12 protein-coding genes and 2 rRNA genes are annotated in these 16,818 nt (G+C 66.5%); 13 read left to right on the top strand and 1 reads right to left on the bottom strand.

The annotated features are described in order from the left end of the window. Window positions 1-57: 57 nt before the first annotated feature. The 12 genes from ABRP24_RS00925 to ABRP24_RS00870 all read left to right on the top strand — a co-directional run bounded on the left by ABRP24_RS00925 (window position 58) and on the right by ABRP24_RS00870 (window position 14,457). Window positions 58-3,185, top strand: a 23S ribosomal RNA gene (locus ABRP24_RS00925). A 158-nt stretch (window positions 3,186-3,343) separates the two neighbouring features. Next, window positions 3,344-3,460 (top strand): 5S ribosomal RNA (rrf, locus tag ABRP24_RS00920). 1,389 nt (window positions 3,461-4,849) lie between these two features. Beyond that, complete coding sequence (locus ABRP24_RS00915; RefSeq protein ID WP_349849984.1) at window positions 4,850-5,689, top strand: hypothetical protein; 840 nt, start codon at window positions 4,850-4,852, stop codon at window positions 5,687-5,689. A 31-nt stretch (window positions 5,690-5,720) separates the two neighbouring features. After that, the gene (locus tag ABRP24_RS00910) at window positions 5,721-6,692 is read left to right on the top strand and encodes an HAD-IIA family hydrolase (protein WP_349849986.1); all 972 of its coding nucleotides are present in this window, start codon (window positions 5,721-5,723) and stop codon (window positions 6,690-6,692) included. A gap of 10 nt (window positions 6,693-6,702) precedes the next feature. Then, complete coding sequence (locus ABRP24_RS00905) at window positions 6,703-6,870, top strand: hypothetical protein (protein WP_175474972.1); 168 nt, start codon at window positions 6,703-6,705, stop codon at window positions 6,868-6,870. Beyond that, window positions 6,863-7,696: a TlyA family RNA methyltransferase gene (locus tag ABRP24_RS00900; RefSeq protein WP_349849988.1), complete on the top strand. Its 834-nt coding sequence runs from the start codon at window positions 6,863-6,865 to the stop codon at window positions 7,694-7,696. The genes ABRP24_RS00905 and ABRP24_RS00900 overlap by 8 nt, the downstream gene beginning before the upstream one ends. Beyond that, on the top strand, window positions 7,693-8,616 hold the full coding sequence (locus ABRP24_RS00895; RefSeq protein ID WP_071245131.1) for an NAD kinase: 924 nt from the start codon (window positions 7,693-7,695) through the stop codon (window positions 8,614-8,616). The genes ABRP24_RS00900 and ABRP24_RS00895 overlap by 4 nt, the downstream gene beginning before the upstream one ends. Window positions 8,617-8,632: 16 nt before the next feature. Further along, window positions 8,633-10,327: a DNA repair protein RecN gene (recN, locus tag ABRP24_RS00890; protein ID WP_349849990.1), complete on the top strand. Its 1,695-nt coding sequence runs from the start codon at window positions 8,633-8,635 to the stop codon at window positions 10,325-10,327. A gap of 125 nt (window positions 10,328-10,452) precedes the next feature. Next, window positions 10,453-12,168, top strand: coding sequence for a CTP synthase (locus ABRP24_RS00885; RefSeq protein ID WP_111057956.1), 1,716 nt, complete (start codon window positions 10,453-10,455; stop codon window positions 12,166-12,168). A gap of 99 nt (window positions 12,169-12,267) precedes the next feature. Further along, on the top strand, window positions 12,268-12,843 hold the full coding sequence (locus tag ABRP24_RS00880) for an NUDIX hydrolase (RefSeq protein WP_071245128.1): 576 nt from the start codon (window positions 12,268-12,270) through the stop codon (window positions 12,841-12,843). Continuing rightward, a complete protein-coding gene (locus ABRP24_RS00875; RefSeq protein WP_349849992.1) occupies window positions 12,840-13,439 on the top strand; it encodes a DUF1349 domain-containing protein in 600 nt (199 codons plus the stop codon). The genes ABRP24_RS00880 and ABRP24_RS00875 overlap by 4 nt, the downstream gene beginning before the upstream one ends. A 37-nt stretch (window positions 13,440-13,476) precedes the next feature. After that, complete coding sequence (locus ABRP24_RS00870) at window positions 13,477-14,457, top strand: site-specific tyrosine recombinase XerD (RefSeq protein ID WP_349849993.1); 981 nt, start codon at window positions 13,477-13,479, stop codon at window positions 14,455-14,457. A gap of 146 nt (window positions 14,458-14,603) precedes the next feature. Here the strand turns inward: ABRP24_RS00870 and ABRP24_RS00865 are convergent, their stop codons facing one another. Further along, the gene (locus ABRP24_RS00865; RefSeq protein ID WP_349849995.1) at window positions 14,604-15,050 is read right to left on the bottom strand and encodes a DUF2510 domain-containing protein; all 447 of its coding nucleotides are present in this window, start codon (window positions 15,048-15,050) and stop codon (window positions 14,604-14,606) included. Between the two features lie 300 nt (window positions 15,051-15,350). Between ABRP24_RS00865 and ABRP24_RS00860 the strand changes: the two genes are divergently transcribed. Then, on the top strand, window positions 15,351-16,811 hold the full coding sequence (locus ABRP24_RS00860) for a P-loop ATPase, Sll1717 family (RefSeq protein ID WP_139178820.1): 1,461 nt from the start codon (window positions 15,351-15,353) through the stop codon (window positions 16,809-16,811). Window positions 16,812-16,818 lie beyond the last annotated feature (7 nt).

Below are 16,818 nucleotides of genomic sequence, written 5' to 3'. Positions count from 1 at the left end.
ATGATCAGACTTTTAGGTTGTTGATTGGTGACGTTGGATCGCAATTTTAATCTTTGTGGTCAAGTTTCTAAGAGCAAACGGTGGATGCCTTGGCATCTGGAGCCGATGAAGGACGTAGAAATCTGCGATAAGCCTCGGGGAGCTGATAATCGAGCCTCGATCCGAGGATTTCCGAATGGGGAAACCCCGCCAGGCGTTTTGCGACCTGGTGACTCCCGCCTGAATATATAGGGCGGGTAGAGGGAACGTGGGGAAGTGAAACATCTCAGTACCCACAGGAAGAGAAAACAACATGTGATTCCGTGAGTAGTGGCGAGCGAAAGCGGATGAGGCTAAACCGATCATGTGTGATAGCCGGCGGGCGTTGCATGGTCGGGGTTGTGGGACACGTCACTCAGTTCTGCCGGACTGGGACGGTTACAGCGCATCATAGTCGAACCGGTTTGAAAGCCGGGCCGTAGTGGGTGCCAGCCCCGTAGACGAAATGGTGTTATGGCCGGATGTGTATCCCAAGTAGCACGGGGCCCGAGAAATCCCGTGTGAATCTGTCAGGACCACCTGATAAGCCTAAATACTCCCAGATGACCGATAGCGGACAAGTACCGTGAGGGAAAGGTGAAAAGTACCCCGGGAGGGGAGTGAAATAGTACCTGAAACCGTTTGCTTACAAACCGTCGGAGCCTCCTTAGTAGGGGTGACGGCGTGCCTTTTGAAGAATGAGCCTGCGAGTTAGTGATATGTGGCGAGGTTAACCCGTGAGGGGCAGCCGTAGCGAAAGCGAGTCTGAATAGGGCGTTTGAGTCGCATGTTCTAGACCCGAAGCGAAGTGATCTATCCATGGCCAGGTTGAAGCGACGGTAAGACGTCGTGGAGGACCGAACCCACTTCAGTTGAAAATGGAGGGGATGAGCTGTGGATAGGGGTGAAAGGCCAATCAAACTTCGTGATAGCTGGTTCTCTCCGAAATGCATTTAGGTGCAGCGTTGCGTGTTTCTCGCCGGAGGTAGAGCTACTGGATGGCCGATGGGCCTCAACAGGTTACTGACGTCAGCCAAACTCCGAATGCCGGTGAGTGAGAGCGCAGCAGTGAGACGGTGGGGGATAAGCTTCATCGTCGAGAGGGAAACAACCCAGACTACCAACTAAGGTCCCTAAGCGTGTGCTAAGTGGGAAAGGATGTGGAGTTGCACAGACAACCAGGAGGTTGGCTTAGAAGCAGCCACCCTTGAAAGAGTGCGTAATAGCTCACTGGTCAAGTGATTCCGCGCCGACAATGTAACGGGGCTCAAGCACACCACCGAAGTTGTAGATTTCGCACTATAGACAAGCCTTCGTGGTTCAGTCGTGCGGAGTGGTAGGAGAGCGTCGTGTGGCGAGTGAAGCGGCGGAGTGATCCAGCCGTGGACGCTACACGAGTGAGAATGCAGGCATGAGTAGCGAAAGACGGGTGAGAAACCCGTCCTCCGAAAGACCAAGGGTTCCAGGGCCAGGTTAATCCGCCCTGGGTAAGTCGGGACCTAAGGCGAGGCCGACAGGCGTAGTCGATGGACAACGGGTTGATATTCCCGTACCGGCGAACAACCGCCCAAGCTAATCCAGTGGTGCTAAGAGTCCTAACCCGGTACAACCGGATCCCTTCGGGGTGATGGTGGCCGGTCTAACGCTCGACCCCATGCTGGTGCGGTTAGCGTATGAACAGGTGTGACGCAGGAAGGTAGCTGAGCCAGGCGATGGTATCCGTAAGGTGAACCTGGTGTAAGGATGTAGGGCTGACGATAGGCAAATCCGTCGTCTGTGTGCCTGAGATCCGACGCGTACCCGTAAGGGGAAATCAGTGATCCTATGCTGCCGAGAAAAGCATCGACGCGAGGTTGCAGCCGCCCGTACCCGAAACCGACTCAGGTGGTCAGGTAGAGAATACCAAGGAGATCGAGAGAATCGTGGTTAAGGAACTCGGCAAAATGCCCCCGTAACTTCGGGAGAAGGGGGGCCGGACACGTGACCGGATTTACTCCGTGAGCGTTGAAGGCCGCAGAGACCAGTGGGAAGCGACTGTTTACTAAAAACACAGGTCCGTGCGAAGTCGCAAGACGATGTATACGGACTGACGCCTGCCCGGTGCTGGAAGGTTAAGAGGAAGGGTTAGCCTTTGGGCGAAGCTCTGAATTTAAGCCCCAGTAAACGGCGGTGGTAACTATAACCATCCTAAGGTAGCGAAATTCCTTGTCGGGTAAGTTCCGACCTGCACGAATGGCGTAACGACTTCCCAGCTGTCTCAACCGCGAACTCGGCGAAATTGCACTACGAGTAAAGATGCTCGTTACGCGCAGCAGGACGGAAAGACCCCGTGACCTTTACTACAGTTTGGTATTGGTGTTCGGAGTGGCTTGTGTAGGATAGGTGGGAGACTGTGAAGCGGGCACGCTAGTGTTCGTGGAGTCATTGTTGAAATACCACTCTGGTCACTTTGGATGTCTAACGTAGGACCCTGATCGGGTTCATGGACAGTGCCTGATGGGTAGTTTAACTGGGGCGGTTGCCTCCCAAAGAGTAACGGAGGCGCCCAAAGGTTCCCTCAACCTGGTTGGCAATCAGGTGGCGAGTGTAAGTGCACAAGGGAGCTTGACTGTGAGACTGACAGGTCGAGCAGGGACGAAAGTCGGGACTAGTGATCCGGCAGTGGCTTGTGGAAGCGCTGTCGCTCAACGGATAAAAGGTACCTCGGGGATAACAGGCTGATCTTGCCCAAGAGTCCATATCGACGGCATGGTTTGGCACCTCGATGTCGGCTCGTCGCATCCTGGGGCTGGAGTAGGTCCCAAGGGTTGGGCTGTTCGCCCATTAAAGCGGTACGCGAGCTGGGTTTAGAACGTCGTGAGACAGTTCGGTCCCTATCCGCTGCGCGCGTTGGAAATTTGAGAAGATCTATCCCTAGTACGAGAGGACCGGGATGGACGAACCTCTGGTGTGTCAGTTGTTCTGCCAAGGGCACCGCTGATTAGCTACGTTCGGACCGGATAACCGCTGAAAGCATCTAAGCGGGAAGCCGTCTTCGAGATGAGATTTCCATGCACCTTGAGTGTGAGAGGCTCCCAGCAGACTACTGGGTTGATAGGCCGGATGTGGAAGCGGGGACTAACGACCCGTGGAGCTGACCGGTACTAATAAGCCGAAGACTTGATAACACACTGATTTCCGTGCACTTGTTGCACGGGCTCGCGTCCACTTTGTGGTTCCCGACAGACGATCGGGAATCGAAACTGAATACACCGCTCTGTCTTCTTCACGGGAGATGGTAGCTGGGACAGCTTTGAGACCAAATGCATGATCTGGTCGAGAGTGTTCCGGTGGTCATAGCGAGAGGGAAACGCCCGGTCACATTCCGAACCCGGAAGCTAAGCCTCTCAGCGCCGATGGTACTGCAAGGGGGACCTTGTGGGAGAGTAGGACGCCGCCGGACTTAACGTATGAAAGATGTGGCCATCGGCCCTCCATCGAGAATTCGCAGGGGAAACCCTCGTTCTCGGTCGGGGCCGGTGGCCATTTCTGTTTTCGCCGCCGTTCGCTCGACGCCGGCTCTGGTTCGTGATGGACTGGAGGCCGACGTCGGGTGACCGACGCGGCACCCAACACAACGACACAGCGGACGAACGCCCGAGGCACTGCACCGGGCACGCGATGAGGAGCAACGGTGGCGAACGACGACGATCAGCGGCGGAACGACGGGGACCGCGGAGATCGACCCCGGCGGGACGGCGACCGGTTCCCGCGTCGCGACGGCGCTCCGCGTCGGGACGGCCAGAGTGATGGTCGTTGGTCGTCCGGTCCTCGCGAATTCGAGCGCCGCGAAGGCGACCGTCGCGATCGTCCGCAGGGTGGAGACCGTCCGTTCCGTGACGGCGTGCCTCGACGGGACAGCGCTCCGCGTCGCGACGGCGACCGTCCGTTCCGTTCCGGCGACCGGAACGACCGTCCGTCGTGGCAGGGCGACCGTGGTGACTCCGGCCGGCCGCCGCGCGGCGATGGTCCGCGCGGTGCCGATCGTCCGCGGCGCGATGGCGATCGTCCGTTCCGTGGTGGCTCCGACCGTCCGGCTCGTGACGGTGACCGTCCGTTCCGTGGCGGGAGCTCCGATCGTCCGCGTCGTGACGGTGACCGCCCGTTCCAGGGCGGCTCGGACCGTCCGCGCCGTGATGGCGACCGCCCGTACCGCGGTGGTTCGGACCGTCCCGCTCGTGACGGCGACCGTCCGTACCGTGGCGGATCGTCGGACCGTCCCGCTCGTGATGGCGACCGCCCGTACCGTGGCGGTTCGTCGGACCGTCCGCGGCGTGATGGCGACCGTTCATTCCGTGGTGGCTCTGACCGCCCGGCTCGGGACGGTGACCGTCCGTACCGTGGCGGCTCCTCGGACCGTCCCGCCCGAGATGGCGACCGTCCGTACCGTGGTGGTTCGGATCGTCCCGCTCGAGATGGCGACCGCCCGTACCGCGGTGGCTCGGACCGTCCCGCCCGAGATGGCGACCGCCCGTACCGCGGTGGCTCGGACCGTCCCGCTCGTGACGGGGACCGCCCGTACCGCGGTGGATCCTCCGATCGTCCGGCCCGTGGTGGTTCGTCCGACCGTCCGTTCCGCGGCGGTTCGTCAGACCGCCCGGCCCGCGACGGCGGTGAGGACCGTCGTCGTTTCGGTGACGGCAGCCGTCACGCCGGCGCCCGTTTCGGTGAGGCCGCGCGCGACGACTGGGAAGACCGCGACCCCTACGGCACGAAGTCGATCCGTCCGCGCCACGACGACCCCGAGATCCCCGAGGAGATCCAGGCGCGCGACCTCGACCCTGCGGCCCGGATGGAGCTGAAGACCCTCAGCAAGGACAACGCCGACTGGGTTGCGCGTCACCTCGTGGCAGCGGCGCTCTTCGTCGACGACGACCCCGAGACGGCCAACCAGCACGCCCTGAGCGCTGCTCGTCGTGCGGGTCGTGTCGGTGTCGTCCGGGAGACGGCCGCGATCACCGCGTACCGCCTCGGCGACTTCGCCACCGCGCTCCGGGAGCTCCGCACCTACCGTCGGATCTCCGGTCGCAACGACCAGCTGCCGATGATGGTGGACTGCGAGCGTGGCCTGGGCCGTCCGGAGCGGGCACTGGAGCTCGGTCGCTCGGTCGAGCGCTCGGCCCTCGACACCCCGGTGCAGGTCGAGCTCGCGATCGCCATGTCCGGCGCTCGTCTCGACCTCGGGAACCCCACAGCCGCCCTCGGTGAGCTGGAGATTCCACAGCTCGACCCGTCCACCGCCTACACGTGGTCCCCGGCGCTCTACAGTGCTTACGCGGCCACGCTCGAGGAGCTCGGTCGACAGGACGAGGCCGACGAGTGGTGGGCCCGTGTGGACCGCGCGGCAGCGGCCCTCGCCGAAATCGCGGACGACAACGCTTGGGAGACAGTTGATGTGGTCGAGGAAACGCTCGAAGTCGAAGAACACGGAGACGCCGGAGACGACGACGCCGATGACCTCGGAGCCGACGACGTCGCGACCGACGAACTCGACGGCGACGACGGTTCCGCCGACGACCTCGACGACGAACCCGCCCTCGACGACCTCGACGACGACACCTCCGCAGCCGACGAGCCCGGCGAGATCGACGACGACAACCCCCGCGACGTCGACGGCTCCGCAGCCGACTGATCAGTCTGCGGCCTTGACCGACGGTGTCGACGTGGTCCTTACCGACCTCGACGGCGTCGTCTACCGCGGCCGCAACGCCATCCCGCACGCGGTCGAGGCCCTCACCCGGGCATCGCTCACGGCGCGGGTCGGCTACATCACGAACAACGCGTCGCGCCGCCCGATCGACGTAGCAGAGCACCTCGAGCGGTACGGGCTCGAGGTGTCCGAGGGTGACGTCGTCACCTCGTCGCAGGCCGGCGTCCAGCTGCTCGCGACCCTGGTGCCGGCCGGGTCGACCGTCCTGGTCACCGGCGGGCTCGGCCTGTCGAGCATCGTCGAGGCAGCCGGGTTCACGGTCACCTCGAGTGCCGAGGACTCCCCGGCCGCGGTCATCCAGGGCTTCTCGCCGGACCTCGGTTGGAAGGAACTGGCCGAGGCCTCGTTCGCACTGGCCGACCCGGACGTGCCGTGGGTGGCCACGAACATGGACTGGTCGATCCCGGTCGAGCGGGGCATCGCGCCCGGCAACGGCACACTCGTGTCCGCCGTGCACCAGGCGGTCGGCCGGATGCCCGTGGTCGCCGGCAAGCCCGAGCGGCCGATCTTCGACACAGCGGTCGAGCGCTTCGGCGGCGGTCGCACCCTGTTTATCGGGGACCGGTTGGACACCGACATCAAGGGCGCGAACGACGCCGGGATCCCGAGCGTGCTCGTGCTCACCGGCATCGACAAGGCGAAGCAGGTGCTCGCGGCCGACCAGCGCTCGCGTCCCACCTACGTGCTCGAAGATCTCCGGGGGCTGTCCCAGCCGTATCCGGAAACGGTGCGGCGCGAGGACGAGGACGGCACCAGGTACATGACCGTCGGCACCTCGACGGTGGCCATGCGCGGGCACGTCGTCCGGGTGCTCGATGCCGGGACCGACATCGATCGGCTCCGTGCCGGCTCGACGCTCATCTGGGAATCCGGGTTGGCCATCTACGGCCTCGACGTGGACCCGCAGCTGTACGGCGGCGAGTAGCGTGTCGGACGTGCCGAACCCCGAGCAGCCGTCCGCCGATCCCGAGCAGCAGGACGACTTCGCCGCGCGTACAGCCGAGGCCGAGGCCCTGCCGCTCGCCGACCGTGCCGACGCTTTCTCCGCCCTGCACGACGAGCTGCGGACGCGGCTCGAGAGCGGCGGCTCCGCGAGTGCCTGAGCCGGACGGAGCCGTGCACGACGCGACCCCGGTCCGCCTCGACGCCCTCCTCGCTGCACGCGGGCTCGCACGGTCGCGCACCGTCGCCAGCAAGCTGATCCAGGACGGCCGGGTGCTCGTGGGCGGCCGTGCCGTCCTGAAACCGTCGACGCCGATCGCATCCGATGCGGACATCGAGGTCGACGCCGCGGACGAATGGGTCTCGCGTGCGGCCCGGAAGCTCGTCGGCGCACTCGACGCGTTCGACGTCGACCCCGCCGACCGGGTCGTGCTCGACGTGGGTGCGAGCACCGGCGGGTTCACCCAGGTGCTGCTCGCGCGCGGCGCGCGCCGCGTCATCGCGCTCGACGTGGGCCACGGACAGCTGCACCCCACCATCGCACTCGACGAACGCGTGGCCGTGGTCGAGGGGACGAACGCGCGGAACCTCACGCGCGCCGACTACCTGGCGCTCGACGGTGCCGCCGCCGAGACGAGCCTGGTGGTGGGGGACCTGTCCTTCATCTCGCTCCGACTCGTGCTGCCGGCGCTGGCCGAAGCCGTCCCCGCGGACGAGTTCGTGCTCCTGGTGAAGCCCCAGTTCGAAGTGGGCCGTGGCGGTGTGCGCGAGGGCATCGTGCACGACGCCGGACTCCGGAACGACGCGCTCATGAACGTGCTGTGGGCGGCGTGGGACCTGGGCCTCGGCACCAGTGGGCTCGCCGCGTCCCCGATCGTCGGGACGCACGGCAACCACGAGTACCTGGCCCGCTTCCAGCGCGGTGTCGGGGGCAATCCGACAGAATGGAGAGTCCGGGCGACCGAACTCACGGAAGGGTCTTCATGAGTGACGAACGGCACATCCTGCTCGTGTCCCACACGGGTCGCCGTGACTCGATCGACGCTGCGGTCGAGGTCTGCGACCTCCTGCACGCGGCCGGTCTCACGCCCGTCATGCCCTTCGACGAGTACGCGGACATCCGTCGTGCCGAAGCGTCGGTCGGCAAGGTCGACATCCTCGGCGTCGACGTCCAGCCGAACCAGCTCGAGATCGTCATCGTGCTCGGTGGCGACGGCACGATCCTCCGCGCGGCGGAACTCGTCCGGAACACCGGCGCTCCCCTCATCGGGGTGAACCTCGGGCACGTCGGGTTCCTGGCCGAGAGCGAGCGTGACGGCCTGTCCGAGACGGTCGAGCGCGCGCTGTCCGGCGAGTACAACGTCGAGGAACGCGTCACCCTGCAGGTCGACGTGGTCGTGGGCAACCAGATCGTCTACTCGAGCTGGGCGCTGAACGAGGCCACGATCGAGAAGGCCTCGCGGGAGCGGATGCTCGAGGTCGTGACCGAGGTCGACGGCCGCCCGCTGTCGTCCTTCGGCTGCGACGGCGTGGTCGTGTCGACCCCGACCGGCTCCACGGCGTACTCGTTCTCCGGTGGTGGCCCCATCGTGTGGCCGGATGTCGACGCGCTGCTCATGGTGCCGCTGAGCGCCCACGCCCTGTTCGCCCGTCCGATCGTCGTCGGGCCGGACTGCACGCTCGCGATCGAGGTCCTGCGGCGCACGAGCGGCGTCGGTGTGCTCTGGTGCGACGGCCGACGGACCCACGACCTGCCTCCGGGCGCCCGTGTCGAGGTCCGGCGTTCGCCCGACCCGGTGCGGGTCGCCCGACTCAAGGACGCTCCGTTCACCGACCGCCTGGTCGCGAAGTTCCAGCTGCCCGTCGCCGGGTGGCGCGGCCCCCAGAGCGACGAGGACGACCGATGAGCACGGAGGACGACCGATGATCGAGGAGATCGCGATCCGCGACCTCGGTGTCATCGGTGAGACCATGCTCGAACTCGGGCCGGGCTTCACCGTCGTCACCGGGGAGACCGGTGCGGGCAAGACCATGATCGTCACGGCGCTCGGGCTGCTGCTCGGTGCGCGGGCCGATGCCGGTTCGGTGCGCCGCGGTGCGTCGAGCGCCGTCGTCGAAGGCCGCTGGCACGTCCCCGATCAGGACGCCGTCGCCGAACGCGTCGAGGACGCCGGCGGCACCGTCGAGGACGGCGAACTCATCCTCACCCGCACGGTCTCCGCCGAGGGGCGCAGCCGTGCGACGGTGGGCGGTCGCAGTGCGCCCGTGGCGGTGCTCGGCGAGCTCGCCGACCAGCTCGTCACCGTGCACGGGCAGTCGGACCAGATCCGCCTGACGTCGGCCACGGCGCAGCGGGCTGCCCTGGACGGGTTCGGGGGAGCCTCGCTCGAGAGGGCACTCGCCCGGTACGTCGCCGCGTACGACGCCTGGCAGCAGCACGCCGGTGAACTCGAGGTCCTGGTCCGCGACCGGGACGACCGGGTGGCCGAGGCCGAGCGGATCCGCGCGGCCTCCGACGAGATCGAGGCCGCCGACCCGCAGCCCGGCGAGGACGTCGAGCTGGCCGAGCGCGCCGAACGGTTGGGCAACCTCGAGGAGCTCCGGTTGTCCGCGGCCCTGGCGCACGAGGCGTTGTCCAGCGAGTCCCTCGACGGCGTCTCCGACGTCGTCGGCCTGGTCGAGTCCGCACGCCGTGCCGTGGAGCGCGTCGTGTCGTCGGACAGCGCCCTGCAGCCGGTGCTCGAGCAGCTCACGGAACTCGGGATCCAGGCGGCCGAGGCCTCGGCGAGCATCTCGAGCTACCTCGGTTCCCTGGAACCCGAGGCCGGGCACGACCTCGAACTCATCAACGAACGCCGTGCCCTGCTTGCCGGCCTCACCCGGAAGTACGGCGAGACGGTGGACGACGTCATCGCCTACGGACAGCGCGCGAGCGACCGGCTGCTCGAGCTCGACGGCGACGACGACCGGATCGCAGCGTTGCAGCAGTCGGTCGAGCAGGACGAGCAGGCGCTCGAGACCGCCGCTGCCGCGCTCACCACGGCGCGCACCAAGGCCGCGACCGACCTGGCGAAGCGTGTGACCGCTGAGCTGAAGACCCTGGCGATGGGTGGTGCGACCCTGGTGGTCGAGGTCACCGACGCCGGCGAGTACCGCCGCCACGGTCGTGACCAGGTCACGATCCTGCTCCAGCCGCACTCCGGTACCGACCCCCGGCCGATCGGCAAGGGGGCGTCCGGCGGTGAGCTGTCCCGCGTGATGCTCGCGATCGAGGTCGTCATGGCCGGCAGCACCACGGTGCCGACGTTCGTGTTCGACGAGGTCGACGCGGGTGTCGGTGGGGCGGCGGCGATCGAGATCGGCCGACGGCTGGCGAAGCTCGCCGAGCGCACGCAGGTCATCGTCGTCACGCACCTGGCCCAGGTCGCGGCGTTCGCGAACAACCACCTCAACGTCGTGAAGGACGCCAGCGGTGCCGTCACGTCGTCGAGCGTGCGCCGGCTCGAGGGCGAGGACCGGTTGCAGGAGATGGCACGGCTGCTCTCCGGACTCGGTGACAGCGCCAGCGGCATCGAGCACGCACGCGAGCTGCTCGACGTGGCCGGCCAGCGGGCCTGACGATCGCACAGGGGGTGCTGCCCGCGGACCCGGCCACGGCCCGAGGACCCGGCCACCCACCCGCGCAACGCCCACGGCGAACCGAGGTCGCGCCTCCCGGCAGTTCTGACGTACGATGGAATCCCGTGGCGGACACTCTCAGCGGCGGTACCAATTCTTCGAACTCGACCCCGAAGGTGACGAAGCAGATCTTCGTGACCGGCGGGGTCGTCTCGTCTCTCGGCAAGGGCCTGACGGCGGCCAGCCTCGGCAACCTGCTCACGGCTCGCGGCCTCAAGGTCGTCATGCAGAAGCTCGACCCGTACCTCAACGTGGACCCGGGCACCATGAACCCGTTCCAGCACGGCGAGGTCTTCGTGACCGACGACGGTGCGGAGACGGACCTCGACATCGGGCACTACGAGCGCTTCCTCGACATCAACCTGTCGCAGGCCGCGAACGTCACGACCGGTCAGGTGTACTCGACGGTGATCGCCAAGGAGCGTCGCGGCGAGTACCTCGGCGACACGGTGCAGGTCATCCCGCACATCACCGACGAGATCAAGCGCCGGATGCGCGAGCAGGCGCAGAACGACCCGCAGCCCGACGTCATCATCACCGAGGTCGGTGGCACCGTCGGCGACATCGAGTCGCAGCCGTTCATCGAGTCCGCCCGACAGGTGCGGCACGAGCTCGGCCGCAACAACGTGTTCTTCGTGCACGTCTCGCTCGTGCCGTTCATGAACGCCTCGGGTGAGCAGAAGACCAAGCCGACGCAGCACTCCGTCGCCGCGCTCCGCTCGATCGGCATCCAGCCCGACGCGCTCGTGCTGCGGTCGGACCGTCCGGTGTCGGAGTCGAACAAGCGCAAGATCGCGCTGATGTGCGACGTGGACGAGGACGCCGTTGTGAACGCGGTGGACGTCCCCTCGATCTACGACCTGCCGACGCTGCTGAACAACCAGGGCCTCGACCAGGTCATCGTCGATGCACTCAAGCTCGACGCCGGTCCGGTCGACTGGACCGCGTGGACCCCGGTGCTGAAGGCCGTGCACGAGCCGAAGAAGGCCGTCACGATCGCCCTGGTCGGCAAGTACATCGACCTGCCGGACGCCTACCTGTCCGTCACCGAGGCGCTCCGTGCCGGCGGCTTCGCGCACGACGCCAAGGTGACGCTGAAGTGGGTCGTGTCCGACGACTGCACCACGCCCGAGGGTGCGGCGAAGCAGCTCGGTGACGTCGACGGCATCTGCATCCCCGGTGGGTTCGGCGTGCGCGGCATCGAGGGCAAGCTCGGCGCGCTGAAGTTCGCGCGTGAGCAGGGCATCCCGACGCTCGGTCTGTGCCTCGGCCTGCAGTGCATGGTCATCGAGTACGCCCGCCACGAGGTCGGCCTGACCGACGCGTCGAGCACGGAGTTCGACCCGGAGACCTCGACCCCGGTCATCGCGACGATGGCGGAGCAGGTCGAGATCATCGCCGGCGGCGACCTGGGCGGCACGATGCGCCTGGGCCTGTACCCGGCGTCGTTCACCGAAGGCTCGCTGGCGGCGGAGCTGTACGGAGCGCCGGAGGCCTCCGAGCGGCACCGTCACCGCTACGAGGTGAACAACAAGTACCGCGAGCAGATCGCGGACGCCGGCCTCGTCTTCTCGGGCACGTCGCCCGACGGCACGCTGGTGGAGTACGTCGAGCTCCCGCGCGACGTGCACCCCTTCTACATCGCCACGCAGGCGCACCCGGAGCTCCGCTCGCGTCCGACCGATGCGCACCCGCTGTTCGCGGGGCTAGTCGCGGCCGCGATCGAGCGCCACGAGGCGTCCAGCCTGTTCGACCCGCAGACCGAGGAGCAGGTCGCGTAAGCGCCGGTCTCCACGATCGGACGGGAGGCGCGGTGCCAGCTGGCACCGCGCCTCCCGTCCGTCTGTCGCCGCGTCAGGGGCGCGTGCTTGGATGGAGACGTGACAGACGCACCGATCGCTGACGAGTCCGCCTCCTTCGAGGTCACCGAATCCACCGTCGTGTACGAGGGCGCCGTCTGGGACGTGCGCCGCGACACCGTCGCGTACAACGGCGACTCGATGGTCCGCGAGTACATCGACCACACGGGCGCCGTCGCCGTGTACGCCGAGGACGACGAGGGCCGCGTCCTGGTCATCCAGCAGTACCGACACCCGGTGCGGCTGCGCGACTGGGAGCTGCCCGCCGGTCTGCTCGACATGGAGGGCGAGGACCACCTGACGGCCGCGAAGCGCGAGCTGGGCGAGGAGGCCGACCTCGAGGCCGACACATGGGAGCCCCTGGTCCGCTACAACACGTCCTCGGGTGGGAGCGACGAGTTCATCCAGATCTACCGGGCGCGCGGCGTTCGGTCGACCGAGTCCGCCTTCGAGCGCGAGGCCGAAGAAGCCGACATCGTGACGCGCTGGGTCCCGCGGGCGGAGCTGCTCGAGGGGATCTTGGGCGGTCGGCTCAACAACTCGGCCCTCGTCGTCGCGACGCTCGCCGTCGAGGCCATCGAACAGCGCGGCAAGTGAGCGGGTCCGCGGGCGACGGTCTGCGCGAGCTGGTCGCCACGGGGACGTGGACGCACGAGCCGGAGGCCGCCCAGTTGAACGGCGACGTGTTCCGCGTCACCGCGGTCGAGGGCAGTGACGCCTGGCGGACCACCTCGTACGGGTTCGTGCACGACTCCGAGCACGCGCTGCTGCAGCCGACCGACGGGCCGTTCTCGGTCGAGGCGTCGTTCGTGCTCGACTACACCGAGCAGTTCGACCAGGCCGGGGTGTTCCTGCGCGTCGACGAACAGACCTGGATCAAGGCCGGCGTGGAGTTCTCGGACGGAACCCCGCAGCTCGGCGCCGTGGTGACGCGTGGGTTCTCGGACTGGTCGGTGTCGCCGGTGCCGGAGTGGGCGGGCCGGGTGGTGACCGTCCGCGCGAGCCGCGATGGTGACGCCGTGACGATCCGGGCGTGGGCCGAGGGTGACGAGTCCCGCTTGGTGCGGGTCGCGTACCTCGACCCGGACGCCGTCGTGTCCGCGGGGCTGCTGTGCGCCGGGCCGTCGCGGGCCGGGCTGACCGTGACGTTCACCGGGTTCCGCGTGGGCACGCCGGACGAGGCGTTGCACTGACGGCGGGTGGCCCCGCGCCGGTTAGCCTGCTGAGGTGATGCCCATCGACCGTGCCGCGGAGACGTACCTGCGGCACGTCGCAATCGAGCGGGGACTCTCGCAGCACACGTTGTCCGCGTACCGGCGGGACCTCGCCGTGTTCACGTCGTGGTTGGCGGCCGCTCCGGTCGTCGAGTCGGACGGTGCGGACCGGGCCGGGGGGTCCTCCGCGCTGCTGGACGTGGCACGGTTCGCACGGGCGGACGTCTCGGGGTTCGTGACACACCTGGCCACCCGACCGGAAGGTCCGCTCGCACCGCGGTCGATCGCGCGGATGCTCAGTTCGGTGCGCTCGTTCACCGCCTTCGCCGCGGGGGAGGGCTGGCTGCCGCTCGACCCCGGCACCGCCGTCCGGCCGCCGAAGGCCCCGATGCGGCTGCCGAAGGCGATCCCCGTCGAGGACATGGAACGGCTGCTCGGGGCGGTGTCCGTCGACGCCGACGACCCCGTCCAGCTGCGGGACAAGGCCCTGCTCGAGCTGCTCTACGCCACCGGTGCGCGGATCTCCGAGGCGGTGGGGCTGTCGGTCGACGACGTGACGACGCTGTCGGACGCCGACGGCGAGCTCTCCGTCGTGAAGGTCACCGGCAAGGGCAACAAGCAGCGGATCGTGCCACTCGGCAGCTTCGCCCGGGCCGCGATCGACGCCTACCTGGTGCGCGCACGGCCGGTGTTCGCTGCGCGCGGGCCGTCGACGCCCGCGCTGTTCCTCGGTGCCCGTGGAGCGCGGTTGTCGCGGCAGAGCGCCTGGCTCGTGATCCAGGCCGCCGCTGCTGCCGCCGACCTGGAGGCGCACGTGTCACCGCACACGTTCCGGCACTCGTTCGCGACGCACCTGCTCGAGGGCGGTGCCGATGTGCGCGTGGTGCAGGAGTTGCTCGGGCACGCGAGTGTCGCCACGACGCAGATCTACACGATGGTCACGGCGGACATGCTGCGTGACGTCTACCAGACGGCGCACCCGCGGGCGAGGCGGTAGGCGGGCAGCGCGGGCCGTGCGGGTGCATGGGCCGTGCGGGTGCGCGACGGGCGCGTTTCGTGAGTAGAAATGGTCGGGTCGCGCCGTCGCACCCGACCATTTCTGCTCACGAAGCGCCGCGGACAGCGGCGGGCGGCTCCCGCTGCTCAGAACAGGTGGAACTGGGCCGACGCGGCGATGACGGTCGTCGTCACGGCGACGACGAGGGCGCTCGCCGAAGCGCTCCGCGCCAGGACCGCCCAGCCGCCGACGGCCTCGGGACGGACGATGCCGATGACGCCGCACACCACGCCGAGCAGCCCCGCCAGGCCCCAGGGGTTCGCGACGACCGAGACCACGGCGAGCAGCACCGCGAGCACCGTGAACACGCAGAGTCGACGGTCGCCGGCGGTGCCCGATGCCCACGCGTCCGTCCGGATCGCGGCGGTCTGCACCGAGAACGACGGCCCCACCGGCGCGACGACGATCGGCGTGACCGGGTCAGCAGCGGCCGCGGGGACCCGCGTGGCTGCGCCCCAGGTGCGACCGTCCCACCAGCGCAGACGACGGGCGTCCTGCGGGTCCGGGAACCAGCCTGCGGCCGGCAGCGTCACGGTTGCTCCTCGAGGTGCGTCGGATGGTGAGCCTTGACGCTACGCGATCGCGAGGAGCCGCCACAGTCCCATCCCGGGTGTCGGCAGGAAGGGGGACCGGCCGGTTAAAAATGGCTGGAACATCCTCTGGGGAATCAACCAGCCCGTCGCTTCGACTGCTAGCCGACGCGTAGGAGCCAGCCAGGAGACGTAACGACCTTTACTCCGAGGGCTCGCCTCGCTGCTGGCGAGGCTGTTGTGACCATTTATGGTGCGGCGATCTTGTGCTAGCGTCCTTGAGGAGACTACGAGGGGGAAGCTTTGACCGCAGAGGAAGCGCTGTCAGTTCTGGACTTTGGTTCTGTGAATTCTGAAGCCGAAGATGATCTGGATCGTCTCTTTGTGCGAACAGGCGATTTCGACAAGTTCTTGAGACCTCATGTGTGGCTTGCGCTCGGGGCAAAGGGCACAGGGAAGAGCGCGCTCTTCGAGCTGTTCACTCGCTTCGAGAGTACAGCGCGAGAGTTAGCGGGCTCGGCTCTGGATGACGTCGTCATCGCTGCTGGGACAGGGTTTGGGGATCTCTCGGAAATCGCCACCGGGGACCTGCAAGCACTTCGTGATTCAGCCGAAAGCTACGATCACGATCGGCTTTGGCGGCTGTACATTGCCATTAAGGCAGGGCTCGCACTTGACTCGTCGTTCAAGGTGCCGAAGGGGCCCCTGAAGGATCTTCTCGCCGCGGTTGGTCATCGTAAGGATCTGCGCGTAGGGCCCCTTCTTCGGGAGCTTTGGCAGCTTACGGTCGGTAATCCTCCCGAGCAGATCAGCATCACCGCTCAAGGGGCGACGGTTTCTCTTAAGGGTGGCAAGCGGAGTCTTGACGTGGTGACGCTACTCCAAGATGTAAATGACGCCCTGAAGGCCCAAGGGAAAACTCTGTGGCTCCTTTTTGACAAGGTAGATGAGATTTGGCCCGCCGATCGTGAAGAACGTCGACGAGCGCTTGAAGGGCTCATGACAGCCGTCATGCAAATTCGTCGAGCGTTCCCGGCGATCCAGCCAAAGGTGATGCTGCGGACCGACCTGTGGACGGAACTTGACTTCACGAACAAAGACCATCTGACTGATAAGAGAATCGAGCTCGGCTGGTCCGCGATTCCCTTAACCAGCCTCCTGATCAAGCGTGCGCTTCGTCATGGCGACGTCAGGGTATTCGTCGAAGAGAAGCGTCCGGGTCTTGCCGGTCGATTGGTGGACGACTGGAGCGCGGATGAGCGCCTCGACGCGCTGACGGTGATCCTCCCCACAACCGCCTACCCTGGCGAGCGCGAGGCTGCCATCATGGACTGGCTCCTTGAGCGAGTGCGCGACGGGCGGGACACTGTCCTGCCGCGGGATTCTATCGTGCTGACTAATTCCGCAGCCGACAAGCAGCGGGACCTCGGGGAGGTTGGTACGACGGCACTTCTATCGCGAGAGGCTATCCGCGAGGCTTTCACGAGGACTTCAGAGATTCGATATGAATCGTTCCTTGCCGAATTCCCGGACCTCCGTGAGCACTTCCGTCGTTTCACGGGACAAACTAAAGCGGATTTTTCCAAGGTAGAGCTGACTGATTTGATGGAGGGGCTTACCCCTTCGGGTGACGAGCTCCTCGAACGGCTCTTCGAGATCGGAGTCGTGCGGCCAAATACAGGCCGAGTGCAGACCGCTGCGTCTTACGAAATTCCGCGCCTCTACCGTAACGGCCTGGGGCTCGTTATTCGCGGACGGCCGTAGGGATCCC

It is taken from the genome of Curtobacterium sp. WHRI 8282, assembly GCF_040223925.2.
In the GTDB taxonomy this organism is placed as follows: domain Bacteria; phylum Actinomycetota; class Actinomycetes; order Actinomycetales; family Microbacteriaceae; genus Curtobacterium; species Curtobacterium flaccumfaciens.
The sequence above is the reverse complement of the archived record's forward strand: the minus strand, read 5'-3'. Positions and strand labels throughout refer to the sequence as shown.

Bases quoted from the DNA above. Each gene is read 5' to 3' on its own strand.
- ABRP24_RS00915 (WP_349849984.1), top strand. From the start codon at position 4,850: ATGGAGCTGAAGACCCTCAGCAAGGACAACGCCGACTGGGTTGCGCGT.
- ABRP24_RS00895 (WP_071245131.1), top strand. From the start codon at position 7,693: ATGAGTGACGAACGGCACATCCTGCTCGTGTCCCACACGGGTCGCCGT.
- recN (WP_349849990.1), top strand. From the start codon at position 8,633: ATGATCGAGGAGATCGCGATCCGCGACCTCGGTGTCATCGGTGAGACC.
- ABRP24_RS00870 (WP_349849993.1), top strand. From the start codon at position 13,477: ATGCCCATCGACCGTGCCGCGGAGACGTACCTGCGGCACGTCGCAATC.